The organism is Ruania halotolerans (genome assembly GCF_021049285.1).
GTDB classification, from domain to species: Bacteria; Actinomycetota; Actinomycetes; order Actinomycetales; family Beutenbergiaceae; genus Ruania; species Ruania halotolerans.
Window position 1 is genome coordinate 1,806,758 of sequence record NZ_CP088017.1, and the last position, 18,029, is coordinate 1,824,786.

At 68.4% G+C, this 18,029-nt stretch carries 14 protein-coding genes; 9 read left to right on the forward strand and 5 right to left on the reverse strand.

Features of this window, described 5'->3' with window-relative positions; translation table 11 throughout:
* The first annotated feature begins 144 nt into the window (after positions 1–144).
* Positions 145–558 (forward strand): DUF6318 family protein, encoded by a 414-nt coding sequence (locus LQF10_RS07930; RefSeq protein WP_231066939.1) that lies wholly within the window; start codon positions 145–147, stop codon positions 556–558.
* A gap of 31 nt (positions 559–589) precedes the next feature.
* Here LQF10_RS07930 and LQF10_RS07935 read toward each other — a convergent pair whose 3' ends face one another.
* Both LQF10_RS07935 and LQF10_RS07940 read right to left on the reverse strand, forming a co-directional pair.
* Complete coding sequence (locus tag LQF10_RS07935; protein ID WP_231066940.1) at positions 590–1,201, reverse strand: MBL fold metallo-hydrolase; 612 nt, start codon at positions 1,199–1,201, stop codon at positions 590–592.
* Positions 1,201–2,301 carry an S-(hydroxymethyl)mycothiol dehydrogenase gene (locus tag LQF10_RS07940; RefSeq protein ID WP_231066941.1) on the reverse strand — a complete coding sequence of 367 codons (1,101 nt, stop codon included), beginning with the start codon at positions 2,299–2,301 and terminating at the stop codon, positions 1,201–1,203. The genes LQF10_RS07935 and LQF10_RS07940 overlap by 1 nt, the downstream gene beginning before the upstream one ends.
* Positions 2,302–2,690: 389 nt before the next feature.
* Here LQF10_RS07940 and LQF10_RS07945 point away from each other — a divergent pair, with 389 nt between their 5' ends.
* From LQF10_RS07945 to LQF10_RS07960, 4 genes are all read left to right on the forward strand, one after another.
* On the forward strand, positions 2,691–3,740 hold the full coding sequence (locus LQF10_RS07945) for an iron-siderophore ABC transporter substrate-binding protein (RefSeq protein WP_231066942.1): 1,050 nt from the start codon (positions 2,691–2,693) through the stop codon (positions 3,738–3,740).
* Positions 3,741–3,827: 87 nt separating this feature from the next.
* A complete protein-coding gene (locus LQF10_RS07950) occupies positions 3,828–4,805 on the forward strand; it encodes a FecCD family ABC transporter permease (RefSeq protein WP_354002639.1) in 978 nt (325 codons plus the stop codon).
* 80 nt (positions 4,806–4,885) lie between these two features.
* Complete coding sequence (locus tag LQF10_RS07955; RefSeq protein ID WP_231067278.1) at positions 4,886–5,908, forward strand: FecCD family ABC transporter permease; 1,023 nt, start codon at positions 4,886–4,888, stop codon at positions 5,906–5,908.
* Complete coding sequence (locus LQF10_RS07960; RefSeq protein ID WP_231066943.1) at positions 5,905–6,708, forward strand: ABC transporter ATP-binding protein; 804 nt, start codon at positions 5,905–5,907, stop codon at positions 6,706–6,708. Before LQF10_RS07955 ends, LQF10_RS07960 begins: the two co-directional genes overlap by 4 nt.
* Positions 6,709–6,847: 139 nt before the next feature.
* On the opposite strand, the gene LQF10_RS07965 is transcribed toward LQF10_RS07960, so the two are convergent.
* A complete protein-coding gene (locus LQF10_RS07965) occupies positions 6,848–7,573 on the reverse strand; it encodes a M23 family metallopeptidase (protein WP_231066944.1) in 726 nt (241 codons plus the stop codon).
* Positions 7,574–7,628: 55 nt separating this feature from the next.
* Between LQF10_RS07965 and LQF10_RS07970 the strand changes: the two genes are divergently transcribed.
* The 4 genes from LQF10_RS07970 (at position 7,629) to LQF10_RS07985 (ending at position 12,381) form a co-directional block, all read left to right on the forward strand.
* Positions 7,629–8,045 (forward strand): nitroreductase/quinone reductase family protein, encoded by a 417-nt coding sequence (locus LQF10_RS07970; protein ID WP_231066945.1) that lies wholly within the window; start codon positions 7,629–7,631, stop codon positions 8,043–8,045.
* Between the two features lie 74 nt (positions 8,046–8,119).
* A complete protein-coding gene (locus LQF10_RS07975) occupies positions 8,120–9,928 on the forward strand; it encodes a glycoside hydrolase family 15 protein (protein ID WP_231066946.1) in 1,809 nt (602 codons plus the stop codon).
* Positions 9,929–9,958: 30 nt separating this feature from the next.
* A complete protein-coding gene (locus tag LQF10_RS07980) occupies positions 9,959–11,398 on the forward strand; it encodes a glucose-6-phosphate dehydrogenase (protein WP_231066947.1) in 1,440 nt (479 codons plus the stop codon).
* Between the two features lie 71 nt (positions 11,399–11,469).
* On the forward strand, positions 11,470–12,381 hold the full coding sequence (locus tag LQF10_RS07985; RefSeq protein ID WP_231066948.1) for an exodeoxyribonuclease III: 912 nt from the start codon (positions 11,470–11,472) through the stop codon (positions 12,379–12,381).
* A gap of 7 nt (positions 12,382–12,388) precedes the next feature.
* Here LQF10_RS07985 and LQF10_RS07990 read toward each other — a convergent pair whose 3' ends face one another.
* Together LQF10_RS07990 and LQF10_RS07995 are read right to left on the reverse strand one after the other, a co-directional pair.
* Positions 12,389–13,168, reverse strand: coding sequence for a class I SAM-dependent methyltransferase (locus tag LQF10_RS07990; protein ID WP_231066949.1), 780 nt, complete (start codon positions 13,166–13,168; stop codon positions 12,389–12,391).
* 235 nt (positions 13,169–13,403) lie between these two features.
* The gene (locus tag LQF10_RS07995) at positions 13,404–17,972 is read right to left on the reverse strand and encodes a lamin tail domain-containing metallophosphoesterase family protein (RefSeq protein ID WP_231066950.1); all 4,569 of its coding nucleotides are present in this window, start codon (positions 17,970–17,972) and stop codon (positions 13,404–13,406) included.
* Positions 17,973–18,029: the final 57 nt, after the last annotated feature.

Below are 18,029 nucleotides of genomic sequence, written 5' to 3' on the forward strand. Positions count from 1 at the left end.
CTTCTTCTCGCGCTCCCGCTCATGGCGGGGTGCACGGCCGAATCGGAGGATCGCGTCACCCGGGGCGCGGATGGCCCATCGAGCGTAGGCGCGAATGACCAGTCCGGTGCGCCGCCCGTGGATCCGGTCGCACGACCTGTCGGCATGGCGGAGGAGTCAGTCGACGGCGCTATTGCGGCAGCGACCTATTACGTCCAGCTGATGCAGTACGCCCAGGCAACGGGCGATCTGGAGGAGTGGGCCGCGCTGAGCGGTCCGGAGTGTGTGTTCTGCGCCAGGGTGCATGATCTCGTTGCCGACCGGAACGCACGCGGTGTCTACGCGAGCGGAGGTGAGGTACACGCCGATCTGGTCCGTAGTGGTCTGGACTACGACCTCAATTCGGGCGCTGCGGTCTACTACGTCGACTTGGCACTTGAGATCGACGACCTGACTCAGCATCACCCTGACGGCACGACCACGCTCGAGGAGGCCTGGGGGCACACATTCCGGCTTTTCCTCACCCGCACAGAACTGGGCTGGCTGGTGGTCGATGTGCTCCGTGAGGCCGAGGACTGACCCTGGCTCCATCGACGTGAGGGAAACAGGATCAGCGCCCCAAGCGATCCGCCTCCGCGCCGATGGTCGTGCCCTCCCCATGCCCGGTGTGCACCACCGTCTCCTCCGGCAGCGCGAACAGTTTCGCCCGGATCGAGGCTTCCAGAGTGGGAAGGTCCGAGAACGAACGACCGGTGGCTCCGGGCCCCCCTTTGAACAACGTGTCGCCGGTGAACACGCACCCCAGATCGGGCGCGTACAGGCACACCCCACCGGGCGCGTGCCCCGGGGTGTGCAGCACCCGAAGCGTCGTTCCGGCGACGGCGATCTCCTGGCCGTCGGTGAGGTTGTCATCCCAGCGCGAGCCCGCGTGGGTGAGCTCCCAGAGCGGCTCGTCGTCGGGGTGCAACCAGATCGGCGCCCCGGTGCGTTCGGCCAGCTCGGGCGCCACACGCACGTGATCGTCATGGGCGTGCGTGCAGACGATCGCGAGGACCGTTCGGCCGCCCACGAGGGTGAGGATGTCCTCCACCGAGTGCGGGGCGTCGATCACGATGCACTCGGCATCGTCGCCCACCACCCACACGTTGTTGTCGACATCGAAGGTGCCGCCGTCCAGGCTGAATGTGCCGCTGGTGACGGTGTGATCCACACGCGCAGTCATCAGAGCACCACCACCGAACGCAGGACGTCACCGTGGTGCATCTTCTCGAAGGCTGCCTCCACACCGTCGATGCCGATCTCCTCGGTGACGAAGGCATCCAGGTCCAGCCGGCCCTGCCGGTACAGGTCCACCAGCATGGGGAAGTCCCGGCTGGGCAGACAGTCCCCGTACCAACTCGACTTCAGCGCCCCGCCGCGGCCAAACACATCGATCAGCGGGATCTCGGGGACCTGCATATCCGGGGTGGGAACGCCCACCAGAACGAGCGTGCCAGCCAGGTCGCGGGCGTAGAACGCCTGCTTCCAGGTCTCGGGCCGGCCGACGGCTTCGATCACCACATCCGCCCCCTCGGCGCCGGGATAGGTCTGGGCGCTGATCCGCTTGATCGCCTCCACCGGGTCTTCCTGGGATGAGTCGACAGTGTGCGTGGCGCCGAGGGTTCTCGCCTTCTCGAGCTTCTTGGGATCGATGTCCACGGCGATGATCGGGCTCGCGCCGGCCAACGCGGAACCGGCGATCGCTGCCGCACCCACACCACCGCAACCGATCACGGCCACGGACTTGCCACGCGTCACGGCGCCAGTGTTGATGGCTGCGCCGATTCCGGCCATCACGCCGCATCCGAGCAGGCCGACCGCGGCCGGGCGAGCCTCGGCATCGACCTTCGTGCACTGCCCGGCCGCGACGAGGGTCTTGTCCGCGAAGGCTCCGATCCCGAGCGCCGGGCTCAACTCGGTGCCGTCCTCGAGCGTCATCTTCTGGGTGGCGTTGTGGGTGGCGAAGCAGTACTGCGCCTGGCCACGGTTGCAGGCGCGGCACTGACCGCACACGGCACGCCAGTTGAGCACCACGAAATCGCCGGGAGCCACGGAGGTCACACCTTCGCCGACCGACTCGACCACACCGGCCGCCTCGTGGCCGAGCAGGAACGGGAACTCGTCGTTGATGCCGCCCTCGCGGTAGTGCAGGTCGGTGTGGCACACCCCGCACGCCTGGATCGCCACCACTGCCTCACCCGGCCCGGGGGCGGGCACATTGATCGTGACCAACTCCACCGGGGCGCCCTGACTCCGTGCGATCACGGCTTTGACCTGCTGCATGACGTCCCCTCTCACCGGTGACTGAGTCTCACGACCGACCCTATCGGCGCCGCCTCCCAGCCGATACCGCTGTACCGACTCCCTATCGACTCCCCACCTCTCGCCGAACGCTGACTTCTGCGGCGAATCTCCGGCGGATGCCGCACAAGTCAGCGTCCGGCGCGGACTCGAGGGGCCTGATCGGCCGCACTGCGAAATATGTGCACGGCGAGTTGCTTATTGCTCCCCGGTGCGGATAAGTTCGGCAAGGCAAACCTCACCTGCGCTGTACGAGACGGGCCCGTCTGGACTCGCAACGGGTGCTCCGCCGTCGGCAGGTGCGAGGACGCCTGACGAACTCCCTGAACACTGCACGGCCGCGGTACCGCCCGCGGCAGAGGAAGGACACCATGTTCCGCGTTTCACCTCGTGGCGCCATCGCCGCGGCCGCCCTGGTCGCCGTCGGCCTCGCCGGCTGCTCCGGCGCAGCCGATTCCACCGACAATGACTCGGAGGAGACCACGGCCACAGAGTCCGGCGAGTGGACTCCCATCACCGTTGAGCACGCTCTCGGCACCACCACGATTGAGGAGCAGCCTGAGCGGGTGGCTGCGATCGGCTGGGCGAACCACGAGGTGGCGCTGGCTCTCGGAATCGTGCCCGTCGGCATGCCGCTGACCGCCTGGGGCGATGACGACGACAACGGTGTGCACCCGTGGGTGGAGGCCAAGCTGGACGAGCTCGGCGCCGAGATGCCCGTGCTGTACGACGAGACCGATGGCATCGACTTCGAGGCCGTGGCTGACTCCGATCCCGACGTGATCCTCGCCGCATACTCCGGGCTCTCCCAGGACGACTACGACACGCTCTCCGAGATCGCCCCCGTGGCGGCTTACCCGGAGACCGCCTGGGGTACGCCGTGGCGCGAGATCATCGAGGTCAACGCCACCGCGCTCGGCCTGGCCGAGGAGGGTGACGCCCTGGTCACCGAGCTCGAGGAGAAGATCGCCGCCGCCGTGGCCGAGTACCCCGAGCTGGAGGGTGCCACCGCGATGATGGTCACCCATGTGGATCCCTCGGACCTGAGTGAAGTCAACTTCTACAACGCCTATGACACCCGCACCCAGTTCTTCGAGGACCTGGGCATGACGATCCCGGCCAGCCTCCAGGAGGTCTCGACTGACCCGACCGTCTGGAATGGCAGCGTCAGCACCGAACAGGCCGACATCTTCGACGATGTGGACGTGTTCGTGACCTACGGCGGCCAGGAGCTCATCGACGCCCTCGAGGCCGACCCGTTGCTCTCCCAACTGCCCGCCGTGGCGAATGACGCCGTGGTGAACCTCGACGGTGACTCACCGCTCGGCACTGCCGCGAACCCCACACCGCTCCAGGTGGCCGAGACCGACCTGGTGGAGCAGTACGTGGCGCTCCTCGCCGGCGCCGCCGCCAACGGCTAAGGAGACTCCATCAGCACGGCCACCGCCACGCCACCCGCCGCAGCCGGATCTGCCACAGGCACACTCCAGCGCTCGCGGCGGGTGCGCGTGCTTGCCCTCTGCGCCCTGACGGCGGCCCTGCTCGCAGTCATGGTCGTCTCCGTGGCGTACGGGTCACGTGAGGTGAGCATGGAGGACATCCTTGCGGCGCTGGGCGGATCGACGGAGGGTTTCGACCACGGCGCCGTCGCACGCCGGATCCCGCGCACCGTGATGGCGGTCCTTGCCGGTGCAGGTCTGGCGGTCTCCGGTGCGGTGATGCAGGGCGTCACGCGGAACCCGCTGGCCGATCCGGGCATTCTCGGCGTGACCACCGGGGCGTCGCTGGCCGTGGTGATCGGGTTGGCCTGGTTCGGGCTGGCCAGCGCCACCTCGTACATCCTGTTCGCGATCATCGGAGCCGGCGCCACCGCCACCTTCGTCTACCTCGTGGGCTCGCTCGGCCGGGAGGGAGCCACTCCGCTGAAGTTGGCGCTCGCCGGGGCGGCCACCGCCGCCGCGCTCGCCTCACTCGTCACCGCCGTGGTGCTGCCCCGCCGGGACATCGCCGAAGGTGCCACGTCCTGGCAGATCGGGGGCGTCGGCGGCGCCACGGCCGCGTCGATCAGCACCGTACTGCCATTCCTCGTGGTCGGGTTCGGCATCTGCCTGCTGATGGCGAAGGGGCTGAACACGCTCGCCCTCGGGGACGAACTCGCCGCCGGGCTGGGGGAGCGGGTGGCGGTGACCCGGGGGGTGGCCGCCTTCGGTGCCGTGGTGCTGGCCGGTGCCGTGACCGCCGTGACCGGGCCGATCGGTTTCGTCGGGCTCGTGGTGCCGCACGCGTGCCGCATGCTCGCGGGTCCGGACCACCGGTGGCTGCTGCCATTGAGCGCACTCGGTGGTGGGATCCTGCTCACTGCGGCGGACGTACTCGGCCGCGTGGTGGCCAGGCCGGAGGAGATCGACGTGGCGATCATCACCGCCATCGTGGGAGCCCCGTTCTTCATCGCGATCGTCCGCCGGCACAAGGTGCGTGCCCTGTGAGCGCACCAACCAGGATCGCGGCGCCCACCGCCGTCGGGCCGGAACGCCACGGCAAGAGGCTCTCCGCCCCCGACCCCGCGGTGGTGCGGGCCGTGGCCGCGAGCAGGCGGGCCCGCCTGCGCCGGCGGCGAGTCGTGATTGCCCTGCTGGCAACCCTCGTGGTGGTGATGTTCGCCGTGACCCTCATGGTGGGGCGCACCTTCTATCCACCCGCAGATGTGCTCGGCGTGCTTCTCGGTCAGGACGTCTCCGGTGCGAACTTCACGGTCGGCACGTTGCGGCTGCCCCGCGCGAGCGTGGCGGTGCTCACCGGTCTGTGCTTCGGCCTCGGTGGCGTCACCTTCCAGACGATGCTCCGCAACCCGCTCGCCAGCCCCGACATCATCGGTATCACCTCCGGTGCCGGAGCAGCCGCGGCCGTGGCGATCATCTTCTTCGGCCTCGGCGGCTTCACTGTCTCGGTGGTGGCCGTGCTCGCCGGCCTGGGCGTGGCGATGGCCGTCTACCTGCTCTCCTACCGCAACGGCGTGGCGGGCACCCGGCTCGTCCTGATCGGCATCGGCATGGCGGCCATGCTGAACAGCGTCACCTCCTACGCCCTCGACAAGGCACCGCAGTGGGAACTGCAGGAGGCGATGCGCTGGCTCACCGGCAGCCTGAACGGATCGTCGTGGAAAGACGCGGCGCCCCTGGCCATCGCGCTGGTCGTGCTCGGCCCGTTACTGCTGGCCCAGGTGCGCAACCTCGGCGCCCTGCAGCTCGGCGATGACACGGCCGGAGCAGTCGGCGTGCACACTGAACGCACCCGGATCATGGCGATCGTCACTGCCGTCGGGCTGATCACGTTCGCGACGGCGGCCGCCGGCCCAATCGCCTTCGTCGCCTTCCTCTCCGGTCCGATTGCCGCCCGGATCGTCGGCCCGCGCGGCTCGATGCTCGTGCCGGCCGCGCTGGTGGGAGCGCTGCTGGTCCTGGTGGCGGATCTGACTGCCCAGTTCGCCTTCGGAACGAAGTTCCCGGTCGGGGTGATCACCGGTGTGCTCGGCGCCCCGTACCTCGTCTATCTGATCATCCGCACCAACCGCACCGGAGGTGCGCTGTGACCCGCGACCGTGAACTCCGCGTGGAGAACCTGACCGTCGGGTACCACGAACGGGTCGTGATCGAATCGCTGGATCTGACGATCCCGCCAGGGCAGATCACTGCGATCGTCGGAGCAAACGCCTGCGGGAAGTCCACGTTGCTGCGTTCGATGAGCCGCCTCCTCGGCCCGCGCGGCGGCCAGGTACTACTCGATGGGCGAGCCGTGCACCGGATGCCGGCCAAGCAACTTGCGCGGGAACTGGGGTTGCTCCCGCAGGCACCGATCGCCCCGGAGGGAATCACGGTCAGCGATCTGGTGGGCCGCGGCCGGCACCCGCACCAGCGGATCCTCAGCCGGTGGTCAGCCGCGGACGACGAAGCCGTGGCCGATGCGCTCACCGTGACCGACACGCTGGAGCTCGCCGAGCGGCCGGTGGATGAGCTCTCTGGTGGGCAACGCCAACGCGTGTGGATCGCGATGGCGCTGGCGCAGCGCACCGATGTGTTGCTGTTGGACGAACCGACCACGTTTCTCGATGTCAGCCACCAGGTGGAGGTGCTCGACCTGCTCACCGATCTGAACGCGGCGCGGGGCACCACGATCGTGATGGTGTTACATGACCTGAATCTCGCCGCGCGCTACGCCGACCACCTCATCGCGATGGCCGACGGCCAGCTGCACGCCGCCGGTGCACCGGAGCAGGTGCTCACCCCGGACATGGTGCGGACCGTATTCGGGCTCGACAGCGACGTGATCACCGACCCGGTCTCTGGCAAACCGCTGATGCTCCCCAAGGGCCGTCACCACAGCTTCGTCTGACAATCCACCGGCGCCGAGCGCAAAGTTGTGCGGCCTTCGCTCGAGTTCCCACGTGCCAGGTTTGCGCTCGGCCGGTGGGGGAGGGCGTGGAGAGTGATGGGCGAAGCGTCGGGAGGACGAGGAAGGGGCAGAGGAAGGGTCAGCCGGAGCCGATCAGGCGCTCGAACCGCCCCGGCACGCCGTGGGTGACGGGCGTGACCAGGGTGGCCCCGCCGTCGGACTTCTCCACCAGGTCATACCGGGTGAACGCGCACGGCAGGCCCTTGGCCACCCGCAGATCCTCGGAGTCCATCAGCTGCAGATGCAGGTGCGGCATCGTGGAGTTCCCGGTGTGCCCGACCCGGCCGATCAGGTCCCCGGCCCGCACGCGCTGCCCAGACCGCACGGCCGCACTCCTGGGCACCAGGTGACCCATCCCCACGAACACCGAATCGCCGCGATCGGCTCGTACGATCACGTAGTTGCCCAGCACCTGGGCCATCTGCTTGGGGTTCTCGGGCTGGAACGTGGCCCCGGTGTGGATCGCCCGGGCGGATTCGCGCGCCGGATGCACCCAGGATCGCTCCTTGGCGCCATCGACCACCCGCACCACCTCACCGTCGCACGGGGCATGCACCGGCTGCCCCCACGCGTAGAACTCCCGGGTGGGCGCACCGCTGAGCAGCATCCGCCACGTGGGAGCCGGGTGCGCATGGAACCCGGGGCGGGTGTCGACCTGCACGAAGTCGTAGGCGAAACGCTGCCCGAGCAGATCCGTGCCGTGGCTGGGGATGCGGTGAGCGGGGGTGGTCACAGCCGTCCACCCGGCCCCGCGGAGCGGGAAATCCACCACGATCGGATTCGGCATGGCGCTGGGTCGGGGCACGAGCACCACGCTAACGCGCTGGGAATGACTGGCACCACCACGGAGTTCCGAGAATATGGACTTCAATCAGCAGATCATCGATACCTTCCGCGCCAACGGCGGCGAGGTGAACGAACCCATGCAGTTCGGCAAGTCGCTCGTGCTCGTGCACGTGCCCAAGAAGGACGGAACCGAGCGGGTGGTGCCATTGGCCTCGATTGCCACCGATGGTGCGTGGCACGTGGTGGCCTCGGCTGCCGGATCCCCGAGTCATCCGGCGTGGGTGTTCGGGTTGCGGCGCACCGAGACCGCCACCATCGAAGTACCCGGTGAACCGGTGGAGACGGTCACCGTCTCGGTGACCGAACTCGACGAACCGGCACGAGCAACGATGTGGGAGCGATTCAAGGCCATGTCAGCCGGATTCGCGGAGTACGAGAAGACCGCGGAGGGGCGGGCGTTCCCCATCTTCCAGTTGGAGCGCCGCGACTGAGCATTCCACCATGCGCCGCTCTGAGCGAGAGCCACGCGATTGTGGGTGGGCCGCCGTCGTGATTGTCTGATCGGGTGAGTTCTCCCATCGGCGACTACGCCCTCCTGGCCGACCTGCACACTGGCCCACTGGTTTCGGCCGAGGGGAGCATCGACTGGCTCTGTCTGCCCCGGTTCGACTCCGACTCGGTGTTCGCTGCGATCCTCGGCACGCCGGATCACGGCCGATGGCTGATGGCACCCGCGGGCGGCACCCTGACTGAGCGCATCTACGAACCGGGTACCTTCGTGCTGCGCAGTACGTGGACCACCCCCACCGGCACCGCCGAGATCACCGAGTTCATGCCGATCGACGGCGACCGCGCAGACATCGTGCGGATCGCGCGGTGCACCAGCGGCGAAGTGGCGATCGTGCACGACCTCCGGCTACGCCCGGAGTACGCGGCTTCGTTGCCGTGGGTCCGTCGGGTGCCGGACGGACCAGAGATCGACCGTTCCGCCGCTTCTGCTGATCACGCCGATGGTGAGGATGGTGGCTACCTGCTCGCCATCGCCGGACCCGATGCCTACGTACTGCGTGGGCCCGCGCTCACCTCCGCCGGGCACTGCCACGAAGGAACGTTCACTCTGACGGCGGGGCAGGAGGAGGTCTGGGACCTCACCTGGGCACCCTCGTTCCGGCAGACTCCGGCGCCCCTGGATGTTGCCGCGGCATTGGCGAGCACCCGCGAGTTCTGGAGGGACTGGGCCGCCCGCGCCGAGTGCGAGGGACCGTGGGCCGAGGCCGTGGAGCGGTCGCTGCTCGTGCTGCGCGCTCTCACCCACGCCGAGACGGGCGGGATCGTCGCGGCCCCGACCACCTCACTGCCCGAGGATCCGGGCGGGGTGCGCAACTGGGATTACCGGTTCTGCTGGCTGCGCGACTCCGCCCTCACACTGGAGGCCCTGCTCGCGCACGGGCGTACCGAGGTGGCCCACCACTGGCGGGACTGGCTGCTGCGTGCGGTGGCCGGCGATCCCGAGGATCTGCAGATCATGTACGGGATCGCAGGGGAACGTCAGCTGCCTGAGCGCACCCTCGGTCACCTGCCCGGGCACCTGGACTCGCGCCCGGTGCGAATCGGCAACGGCGCGGTCGGGCAGTTCCAGGCCGATGTGGTGGGGGAGGTGATGATCGCGCTCGACCAGCTCCGCGCCGCAGGCGTGGCCGAGGACGACTTCTCCTGGCCGCTGCAGCGGGCGATGATCGACTACGCCGTGGACGCCATGGGTCGCAAGGACCAGGGGCTGTGGGAGATGCGCGGCGACGCGCACTACTTCACCCACTCCCGGGTGATGATCTGGGCCGCGCTGGATCGAGGCGTGCGAGCGGTCGCCGAGTACGGCCTGCCCGGCCCGGCGCAAGAATGGGCCCGGCTGCGCGATCAGCTGCGCGAGGAGATCCTCAGCCGCGGTGTACATCCCGAGACCGGCGCGTTCACGCAGCACTACGACACCCGCGAGGTGGACGCCTCCTTGCTGCAGATCCCACAGACCGGGTTCGTCGCCTACGACGACCGCAGGATGCTCGCCACGGTGGCGCAGATGGAGGCCGAGCTCCGCCATGACGGCCTGCTGCTCCGGTACCGCACCAACGGTACCGATGGACTCAGCGGTGACGAGTATCCGTTCCTTGCCTGCTCGTTCTGGCTCGTGGAGCAGTACGCCCACAGCGGCCGGCGCCCGGACGCCGTCGCGCTGATGGATCGGCTGGTGGGATTGCGCACGGAGCTGGGCCTGCTCGCCGAGGAATACGACCCGGCAGGGTCGCGGCAGATGGGAAACTTCCCTCAGGCGTTCTCACACCTGGCCCTGGTGCGTGCCGCCGATGCCCTCGGCCAGTAGTCCACGCACGTCAGCGAAACGGAGCCCGCGATGACCCCCACCTGCACACTGGTGATCCTCGGCGCCTCCGGTGACCTCACCGAGCGGTTGCTGCTGCCCGGGATCGGTTCGTTGCTCGAGCGCGAGCCGGACCGTGCCCTGCGGATCGTCGGCTCCGACCGGGTCGAGATGAGCGATGCACAGTTCGCGGAGTTGCTCGTACGCGCACTCATCGCCGGTGGAGCTGCCGAGCAGGTGGCCCACCGGATCGCCGACGACGCCGCGTACGTGTGCGCAGACGTCACCGATTCGGATGGCTTGCGTGAGGTGCTCGGACAGGCGCAGGGGTGTGTGATCCGCCCGCGCAGCAGCGGCCGCCGGGCCCACCAGGAGGTGCCCGACGGCGGTGGTCACCTCGTGCTGTACTTCGCCCTGCCGCCTGCGGTCACCGAACGGGCGTGTGCGGCATTGCAGGAGGTTGAGCTTCCGGACCGCACGCACCTGGCGATGGAGAAACCGTTCGGCCGGGACGAGGCCAGTGCGCGCGCACTGAACGAGCGGGTGGCCACACTGGTGCCGGAATCTCAGGTGCACCGGGTGGACCACTTCCTCGGCAAGTCGACAGTGCTCGACGTGATTGCCCTGCGGTTCGCGAACCGGCTGTTCCAGGCGGTCTGGAGTGCGGAACACATCGAGAGCATCGAGATCGCCTATGACGAGTCGCTCGCCCTCGAGGGGCGGGCGGGGTACTACGACCATGCCGGTGCCCTGCGGGACATGATCCAGTCCCATCTGCTGCAGGTGCTTGCCTTGGTGGCGATGGAACCTCCGGCGCGGATCACCGACCGTGACCTACGCGATGCCACGGCCGCTGTGCTGCGGGCCACGCGGCTGTGGGGTGGCGGGCCGGAGACGGCGAGCCGGCGCGCCCGGTACACCGCGGGATCGATCGGGGACCGGCAGGTGCCGGCGTACGTGGATGAACCGGGTGTGGATCCGGAGCGGGAGACGGAGACGCTCGCCCAGGTCACGGTGGAGGTCGCGAATCCCCGTTGGGCCGGTATCCCGATCACGTTGCGTTCGGGGAAGGCGCTCGGGGCCACCCACAAGCATGTGGTGATCACGTTCGCCGATGTGCGGCATCTGCCGGACGGGCTCACCGGGCCCGATCCCCAGGATCAGCTGGTGATCGGTTTGAGCCCCGATGTGATGGAGCTGCGGATCACCACCAATGGCACCTCCGATCCGCTGGCCCTGGAGCAGAGCGTGTTCACCACGTCGCTGCGGGAGGCGGAACTGGAGGCCTACGGCGAGGTGCTCGCCGGGATCCTGGACGGTGATCCCATGCTCACAGTGCGCGGGGACGCCGCCGAGGAATGCTGGCGGATCTGTGATGACGTGCTCGCCGCCTGGAAGGACGGGCGAGTACCGATGGAGGAGTACCCGGCCGGGTCCGCCGTACCGAGTGCGTGGGGCGCCGCCCTCGACTGATCGCCGTCGGGAGGGCCGGACGCTGCGCGTGTAGGTCAGTCGTGACCCGGGCAGCGACCTACCCTGGTGCGGTGCGCATCGCCTCGGTCAACGTGAACGGTATTCGTGCGGCTCATCGCCGCGGCTTCGGGGACTGGATGGAGCAGCGAGAGTGTGACGTGCTCACCCTGCAGGAGGTCCGCTGCACCGTCCGCGACCTCCCCGAGGAGGCCTTCGGCTCCTCCTGTGCCGTCTACGATCCCGGCAGTATCGCCGGCCGCAACGGAGTTGCCGTCCTCACCCGGCATGCTCCGGTCGCTGTGCGCACCTGGGGCGTGGACGTGGTGGTGCGCGCACCGGGTGAACCGGTCACATGGGTCACCGGAGACGATCCCGGCCCGCTGGCCCGTGGGATCTCCCGGTATGCCACCGAGGGCCGCTACCTCGAGGTCGACCTTGCCGACAAAGCGCTGACCGTGGCTACCCTCTACCTGCCCAAGGGTGGATTGCCGGAGCACCTGCAGCGACAGGGCCGGATGCGGGAGACGCCGGACGGCGGCGAGAAGTACTTGCGCAAGATGCACTTCCTCGATGCCTTTGCCCGCCAGCTCGCCCGGTCCCGGAGGGCAGCCAGGGCGAACGGCCGCGAGTTCCTCCTCACCGGGGACCTCAACATCGCACATACCCGGCAGGATGTGGCGACCTGGCGGCGCTCCCAGCAGGCTGAGGGCTTCCTGCCGGAGGAGCGGGACTGGCTGAGCCGGCAGCTCTCACCGCGCACACTCGTCGACGTCGTGCGGCAGCTGCATCCGGACGTGGACGGACCGTACTCCTGGTGGAGCTGGCTGGGGCAGGCATACCCGAACGACACGGGCTGGCGGATCGACTACCACCTGGCCACGCCCGGGCTGGCCCGGCGGGCGAGGCGGGCGGAGGTCGACCGGGACCACCGCGGCACGCGGCTGAGCGACCACGCCCCGGTCGTCGTCGACTATGACCTCTAGGCCCTGCTCACGGGCCGGCCGGGAGGCAGTAGACGCTCACATGTGAGGTGGACTCCCCGGTGAACGGGGTGCCCGCGAAGTCCGCGTGCCGCGACTCCAGTGCGAACCCGGCGAGCTGGGCCATCAGGTCCAGTTCGGCCGGCCAGATATAGCGGTGCGGGGAGCGGAACAGTTCCGCCTCGTGGCCCTCGGCCGGGTCGGCGGCGAACCGCACGTGGTGGGAGACGACGTGCTGGCGGAGCACATCGTAGGTGTCGAAGAGGACATACCCGTCCTCCACGTGCCCGACGGTGGCGCGCTTGCCCGGCGTCAGGCTGCGCAGTTCGGGTACCCACAGTTCGATGAGGAATCGTCCACCGGGGCGCAGGTGCCGGGCGGCGTTGCGGAAGCACTCCACCTGCTCTGCCTGAGTGAGGAGGTTCGAGATGGTGTTGAACACCAGATAGACGAGCGTGAACTCCCCGGGCACCCGGGTGGCTGACATATCGCCCATTGCCACCGGCAACTGCTCCTCGCTCACCTTCTCCCGCAGCTGCGCCACCATTGCCTCGGAGAGTTCGATGCCGGTGACGGCCACCCCGCGCTCGGTGAGCGGGATCGCCACCCGACCGGTCCCCACCGCGAACTCAAGCACCGGCCCGCCGTCGGCGAGCCCGGCCAGTCGGTCCACGGTGGGGCCGAGCACCTCGGCAGAGAACATCCCCATACCGGGGGTGTCGTAGGCGGCCGCCGTGCGGGCATCCCAGATGGCTGCGGGATCCGGCAGGGGAGCGGTGGGCGTGTCCATGGCTACCATCGTGGCGAGAACGCCGACGGCGGTCCACACCTTTTCCGGGCACCGGTCTGGCGCTGGGCAGATCGTGGCACCGAACAACACCGAACAACACCGAACAACACCGAGCAGCATCGAGCACTGAGTAGCACGGAGTAGCACTGAGCAACACCGACCCGAGACGGCAGCGGCCGGGTGCAGGGCCCGATGGAACCCTGCACCCGGCCGCGATCGTTCAGGCCGTGGCTACTCAGGCTGTGCGGAGCTGGCGCCGTCGGATCACGGCGCCCACGAACACCAGGGCGGCGGCCGCGCTCAGCAGCGCCAGCATCGGTCCCGGACCGGTGGTTGCCAGGTCGCCGTCACCGGCGGATTGGCCGTCGGAGGAGTCCGACCCGTCAGCACCGGTGCCGTTTGAACCAGACCCGTCAGACCCAGTGCCGTCAGCACCGGTGCCGTCTGAACCAGACCCGTCTGAACCAGACCCGTCTGAACCTGAGCCGTCCGACCCCGAGCCATCTGAACCTGAGCCGTCCGAACCGGCGTCGTCGGAACCGTCACTGCTGGACCCGTCCGAGCCGACCACCACGAAGGTGCGCACCGCAGAGGTGTTCACACCGCCGTTGTCGTCGGCCGACTCCACGAACCAGCCGTACTCGCCCGGTTCGGTGAGCGTCCACGTGGCCGAGAGCGTCATGCTGCCGTCGGGGTGGGGGATCGGCATCCGTGCCACGGACCGCTGACCATCGGCGCTCGCTGCGCCTACCTGGCTCCCATCGGTGGCGACGTCCTCGAAGGAGGCGATCACGGTCTCGCCGAGCACCTCCGCGGTGAAGGAGTCGGTCACCAGTTCCTTGACGTCCGGATCGATGCGGAGTTCGTCGTAGGACACCTCGAAGTCCTGGAACTCGTAGGGGTCCTCGCCTGAGCCGAGCAGGTTCGGGTCGTCCGAGTTGTAGCGGTCCTCCGAGGGGGAGAAGGTGCGCACGCGCATCTGCTCGCCGTCATTGTCGAACTGCAACATCCGCAGGTAGCCCAGACCGCCTTCGGGCAGCCCCTGGTAGTCGAACAGCATCGAGTACACGTTCCGGTCCTCGACGCCGTCGCCGTCATCGTCGAAGCCATCGATCCGGGTGAAGGCGTCGTGGTAGTGCCCGGAGAAGACCATCCTCACGTTCGGGTTGGTGGCCACCACCTCGTCCATGATCTGCTGCGGGATCGGGCCCAGCCCACCGGTGGTGAGCATGAACTCGTGCAGGTTCACGATGGCGACTCGCTCGGGGTGGCGCGCGAGCACCTCGTTCATCCAGTCGATCGCATCCTGGCCCGGGTCCCAGCCCATGTACAGCATCAGGAAGTCGATCCCACCGGCACTGATCAGGTCGTAGTGCCCGCGGTTGTCCTGGAAGGATTCCCCGTACCAGGGGTTCCCGGAGAACCGATCTTCACCGAAGTACTCGCTGTAGACCGAGTAGTCGGCGAGCTGGTTGCCCACATCGTGGTTGCCGGCCAGCACACCGTAGGGCAGAGCTGCCTCGTCGAAGCGCGCGTACTGCGGATCGGCGTTCTCCCACTGGTAGGGCTGGTCGTACTCATCGACGATGTCACCGGTGTGGATGACGTACTGCAGGTTCATGTCCTCGCGCTGACCCAGCAGGTAGTCGTGGATCGCTACCTGGTGCTCGTAGAACTCCTCGTTGTAGTACTGCGTATCCGACTCCCACCCAATGGTGAAGTCGTACTCACTGCGCGGGGTGTCATCCGGGTGGTACGGCTCCACGGTGTCGTCCCGGTCGCTGAGGTCCGCACCGGCGAAGCCCTCGGAGTGCTGAACCAGCACCGTCACGGCCCCCTCGGTGGCGTGATCGCCGGCGGCGACCGTCCCGCCCAGGGAGATCTCCTCACCATCGGCCTGCGTGTGGTGACGATCCACCTCCACCCATGCTGCGCCGTCGGCAGACAGCGCGTACAGGATCACCTGGGAATCGGCGTTCGCCGTTCCCTCCCAGGCCAGGCGCACATCGGCTGCGTCGCCCGCCTCGGCGGGCACCTGCACGTCGAACTGCGTGTACGGCAGCGCGGTCGAGGACGTCACCGGGTCCAGACCTGCCTGCGTGGACAGATCCGCGGTGGCAAGTACCGCACCGTCCCGCTCGATGGCCGCCGCATCGCGCGTGGTGCCCTGGCTGGCGGTGACCTCGTCATCGCCGAGCTCGTAACGGTAGCCCTGCCGGAACTGCACATCCAGCGGGTCACCCGTCGGGTCGGACACAGTGGCGGTCAGTGTGACGTCACCGGCCGGCACCTGCGCGCCGTCGGCCGGAGCCGTCCCGGTCCCGAGCGGCTCCTCGTCCGGTACCACGAACGTGGTGACGGACTCGGTCACGTTCCCCACGCCGTCGGCGGCTTCGATGATCAGCTCGTGGTCCCCGGCCTCCAGCTCCACCGAGGACGTGGTGTGCGGGAGCTCGATCTGCTCGCCGTCGAGGGTGGCGGTGGTGGATTCGACTCCGGCGCCCGCGCCGTCGCTGACCTGCGCGTCCAGCACGATCTCGCCCTGGTAGGTCTGACCATCGTTGACCGACGGCGTCACCTGGGGCGCGGTGTTGTCCACCAGCACCGCGGCACTGGCCTCGTCGTCACCGTCGATCGCACGCACCGTGTGCTCACCGTCAGCGACGGCGGTGGTGTCCCACTCGTGCGCGAGCGCGGTGTAGGCGTCGTCGGGGAGAGTGAAGACGGAATCGTAGAAGTCGTGCTTGCCGGTGGAATCACCCATGGCGATGGTCTGGTTCGGATCGTCGTACCCAGCCGGGGTCAAGGTGCGCCCATCCGGCAGGATCAGCCGCATCCCGGAGATCACGAAGTCGTCGTTGTTCTCGTTCTCGTCGATCTCGGGCGCGGCCTTGGTGCCCGCCCACACGCTCACGGTGACGTCCTCACCCTGAGTGAGGTACTCCAGGGGCACCGGCGTGGACATGGTCTCCGTATTGGAGTAGGTGCCCTCGTCGAAGATGAACAACACGTCCTCACCGATGCGGACGCCATTGCGGAAGTAGAAGTCGGTCTGGGAGACCTCGAACACGAACAGCGGCGCATCCTCCAGGCTCGGCTCGGTGGACACGGGCGCGTCATCGATCGAGAGCTCCAGCTCGGGCGGGTAGGTCTCGCCCGCGGCGGAGATCGTGGTGGTGCCGGAGACGAACTCGCCGTCGGTCACGTTCAGCCGTACCGGGTCCGTCACGGCCCCGGCGATCGGAACGCGCACCGCCTCGGTGGTCACCTCGTTGGCGCCGTCGGTGATGGTGAGGGTGTACTCGTACCAGCTCTTCCCGGTCAGATCGGCGGCGGTGACCGTATGGGTGTAGCGGTCATCCGGGCCGTGGGTGAGTGAGACCTCTCGGGGTGCGTCGTCTACGTCGTTGGTCAGCGTCAAGGTGGCGGTGCGTACCTGGACATCGTCGGTGAGGGTGAATTCGAGCGTGAAGTCCTCGGCCGGGTCGATCTCGTCGGCCGTGCCACCCTCGATCACCGGCGCGACGGTGTCCTCCGGCACGATCATCAGCCCATCCGGCACCTGGTCCGCCTGCACGGCTCCCGGAGTCGCGGGGGCCGTGTCCACGAGCGTCTGCAGGCTCAGGTCCTCGGGGTTCACCGCGTACCGGATGCCCTGGTCAGCCGAGGTGTCATCCGCATCGGTCATGTTGTAGTAGGCACGGTTGATCCCGAAGCCGGTGTTGGTGCGGATCTCGACGCCACGGGGAGAGCCGTTGGCCATCCCGCCGACGAAGACCTCCACCAGGTCGGTGCCCAGGGTCAGCTCGGTCCCGAACTGGGCGTTGAACTCGGCATCGCCGAGGTCATCGTTCTGCCCGTTCTTGACCCACAGCACCAGCGTGCCGCCCGATTCGATCGTGACGTCACGGGGCACGCTCGGCCAGTGCGCCTCGTTGGTGTTCGTGGTGGTGTCCTGCGGGTACAGGTAGGTCAGGGCGTAGTCGGAGAAGTCCACCGGTTCGGAGGTGGCGTTGTACAGCTCGATGAATTCGTACCCGTCCGCGGTGCCCACGTTCGTGGAGTCGGGCAGGATCTCGGTCACCTGCAGCGGCGCCGTGATCAGGTCCGGATCGGGTCCGGGCTGAGGTTCCGGATCGGGCCCCGGTTCCGGGTCGGCGGGAACGAGGCTCTCCGGGTCGAGCGTTCCGGGCGTGGGCTCAGCCAGGGTGGCCAGGACCGGATAGGACCGCTGGCCCGCCTCGGCGGGAAGCCGGAATGTGGTGCTCAGATCGTTGCCCATCGATCCGGCCGGGTAGAAGGAGCGGGTCTCATCGCCATCGGGAGCGGTCACCCGGATGCCCCGGTCGCCACCATTGGCCATCCCGGGCTGGCCGGTGATCCGGACCACGCGAGCGGTCTCCGGGGTGCCGGTGTGGGTGCGGAACTCGGCCTCAGTCCGGGCGAACGAGTCGAGCGTGCCATCTGCATTGGTGTAGCTGAGCCAGAGCACGATCGTCTCACCGGAGGCGAGAGTGACGTCGTCGTCGATGGTCAGCGCGACGTCGCCGCTGGTGTCGTCGGAGTCACCGTAGGTGTAAGCCAATTGGTAGTCGGCGAGATCGACCGCCGCGCCGGAGGGGTTGTGCAGCTCGAGCCACTCGTAGTTGTCGTAGCTGGCGTTGTTCGCCACGATCTCGGACACGAACACCGAGTCGCGGGTGGCGGCGCTCGCGGAGAGCGCCGGGGGGAGGGCGACGGCGCCGAGAGCGGCGAGTGTCGATGCGGTGAGGGCGGCGAGGAACCGGCCCGATCTGCTGGCCACGGAAATTGTGCCTTCGGTCAGGGGAACGCGGACCGAATCACACTAGGGAGGGCAGGC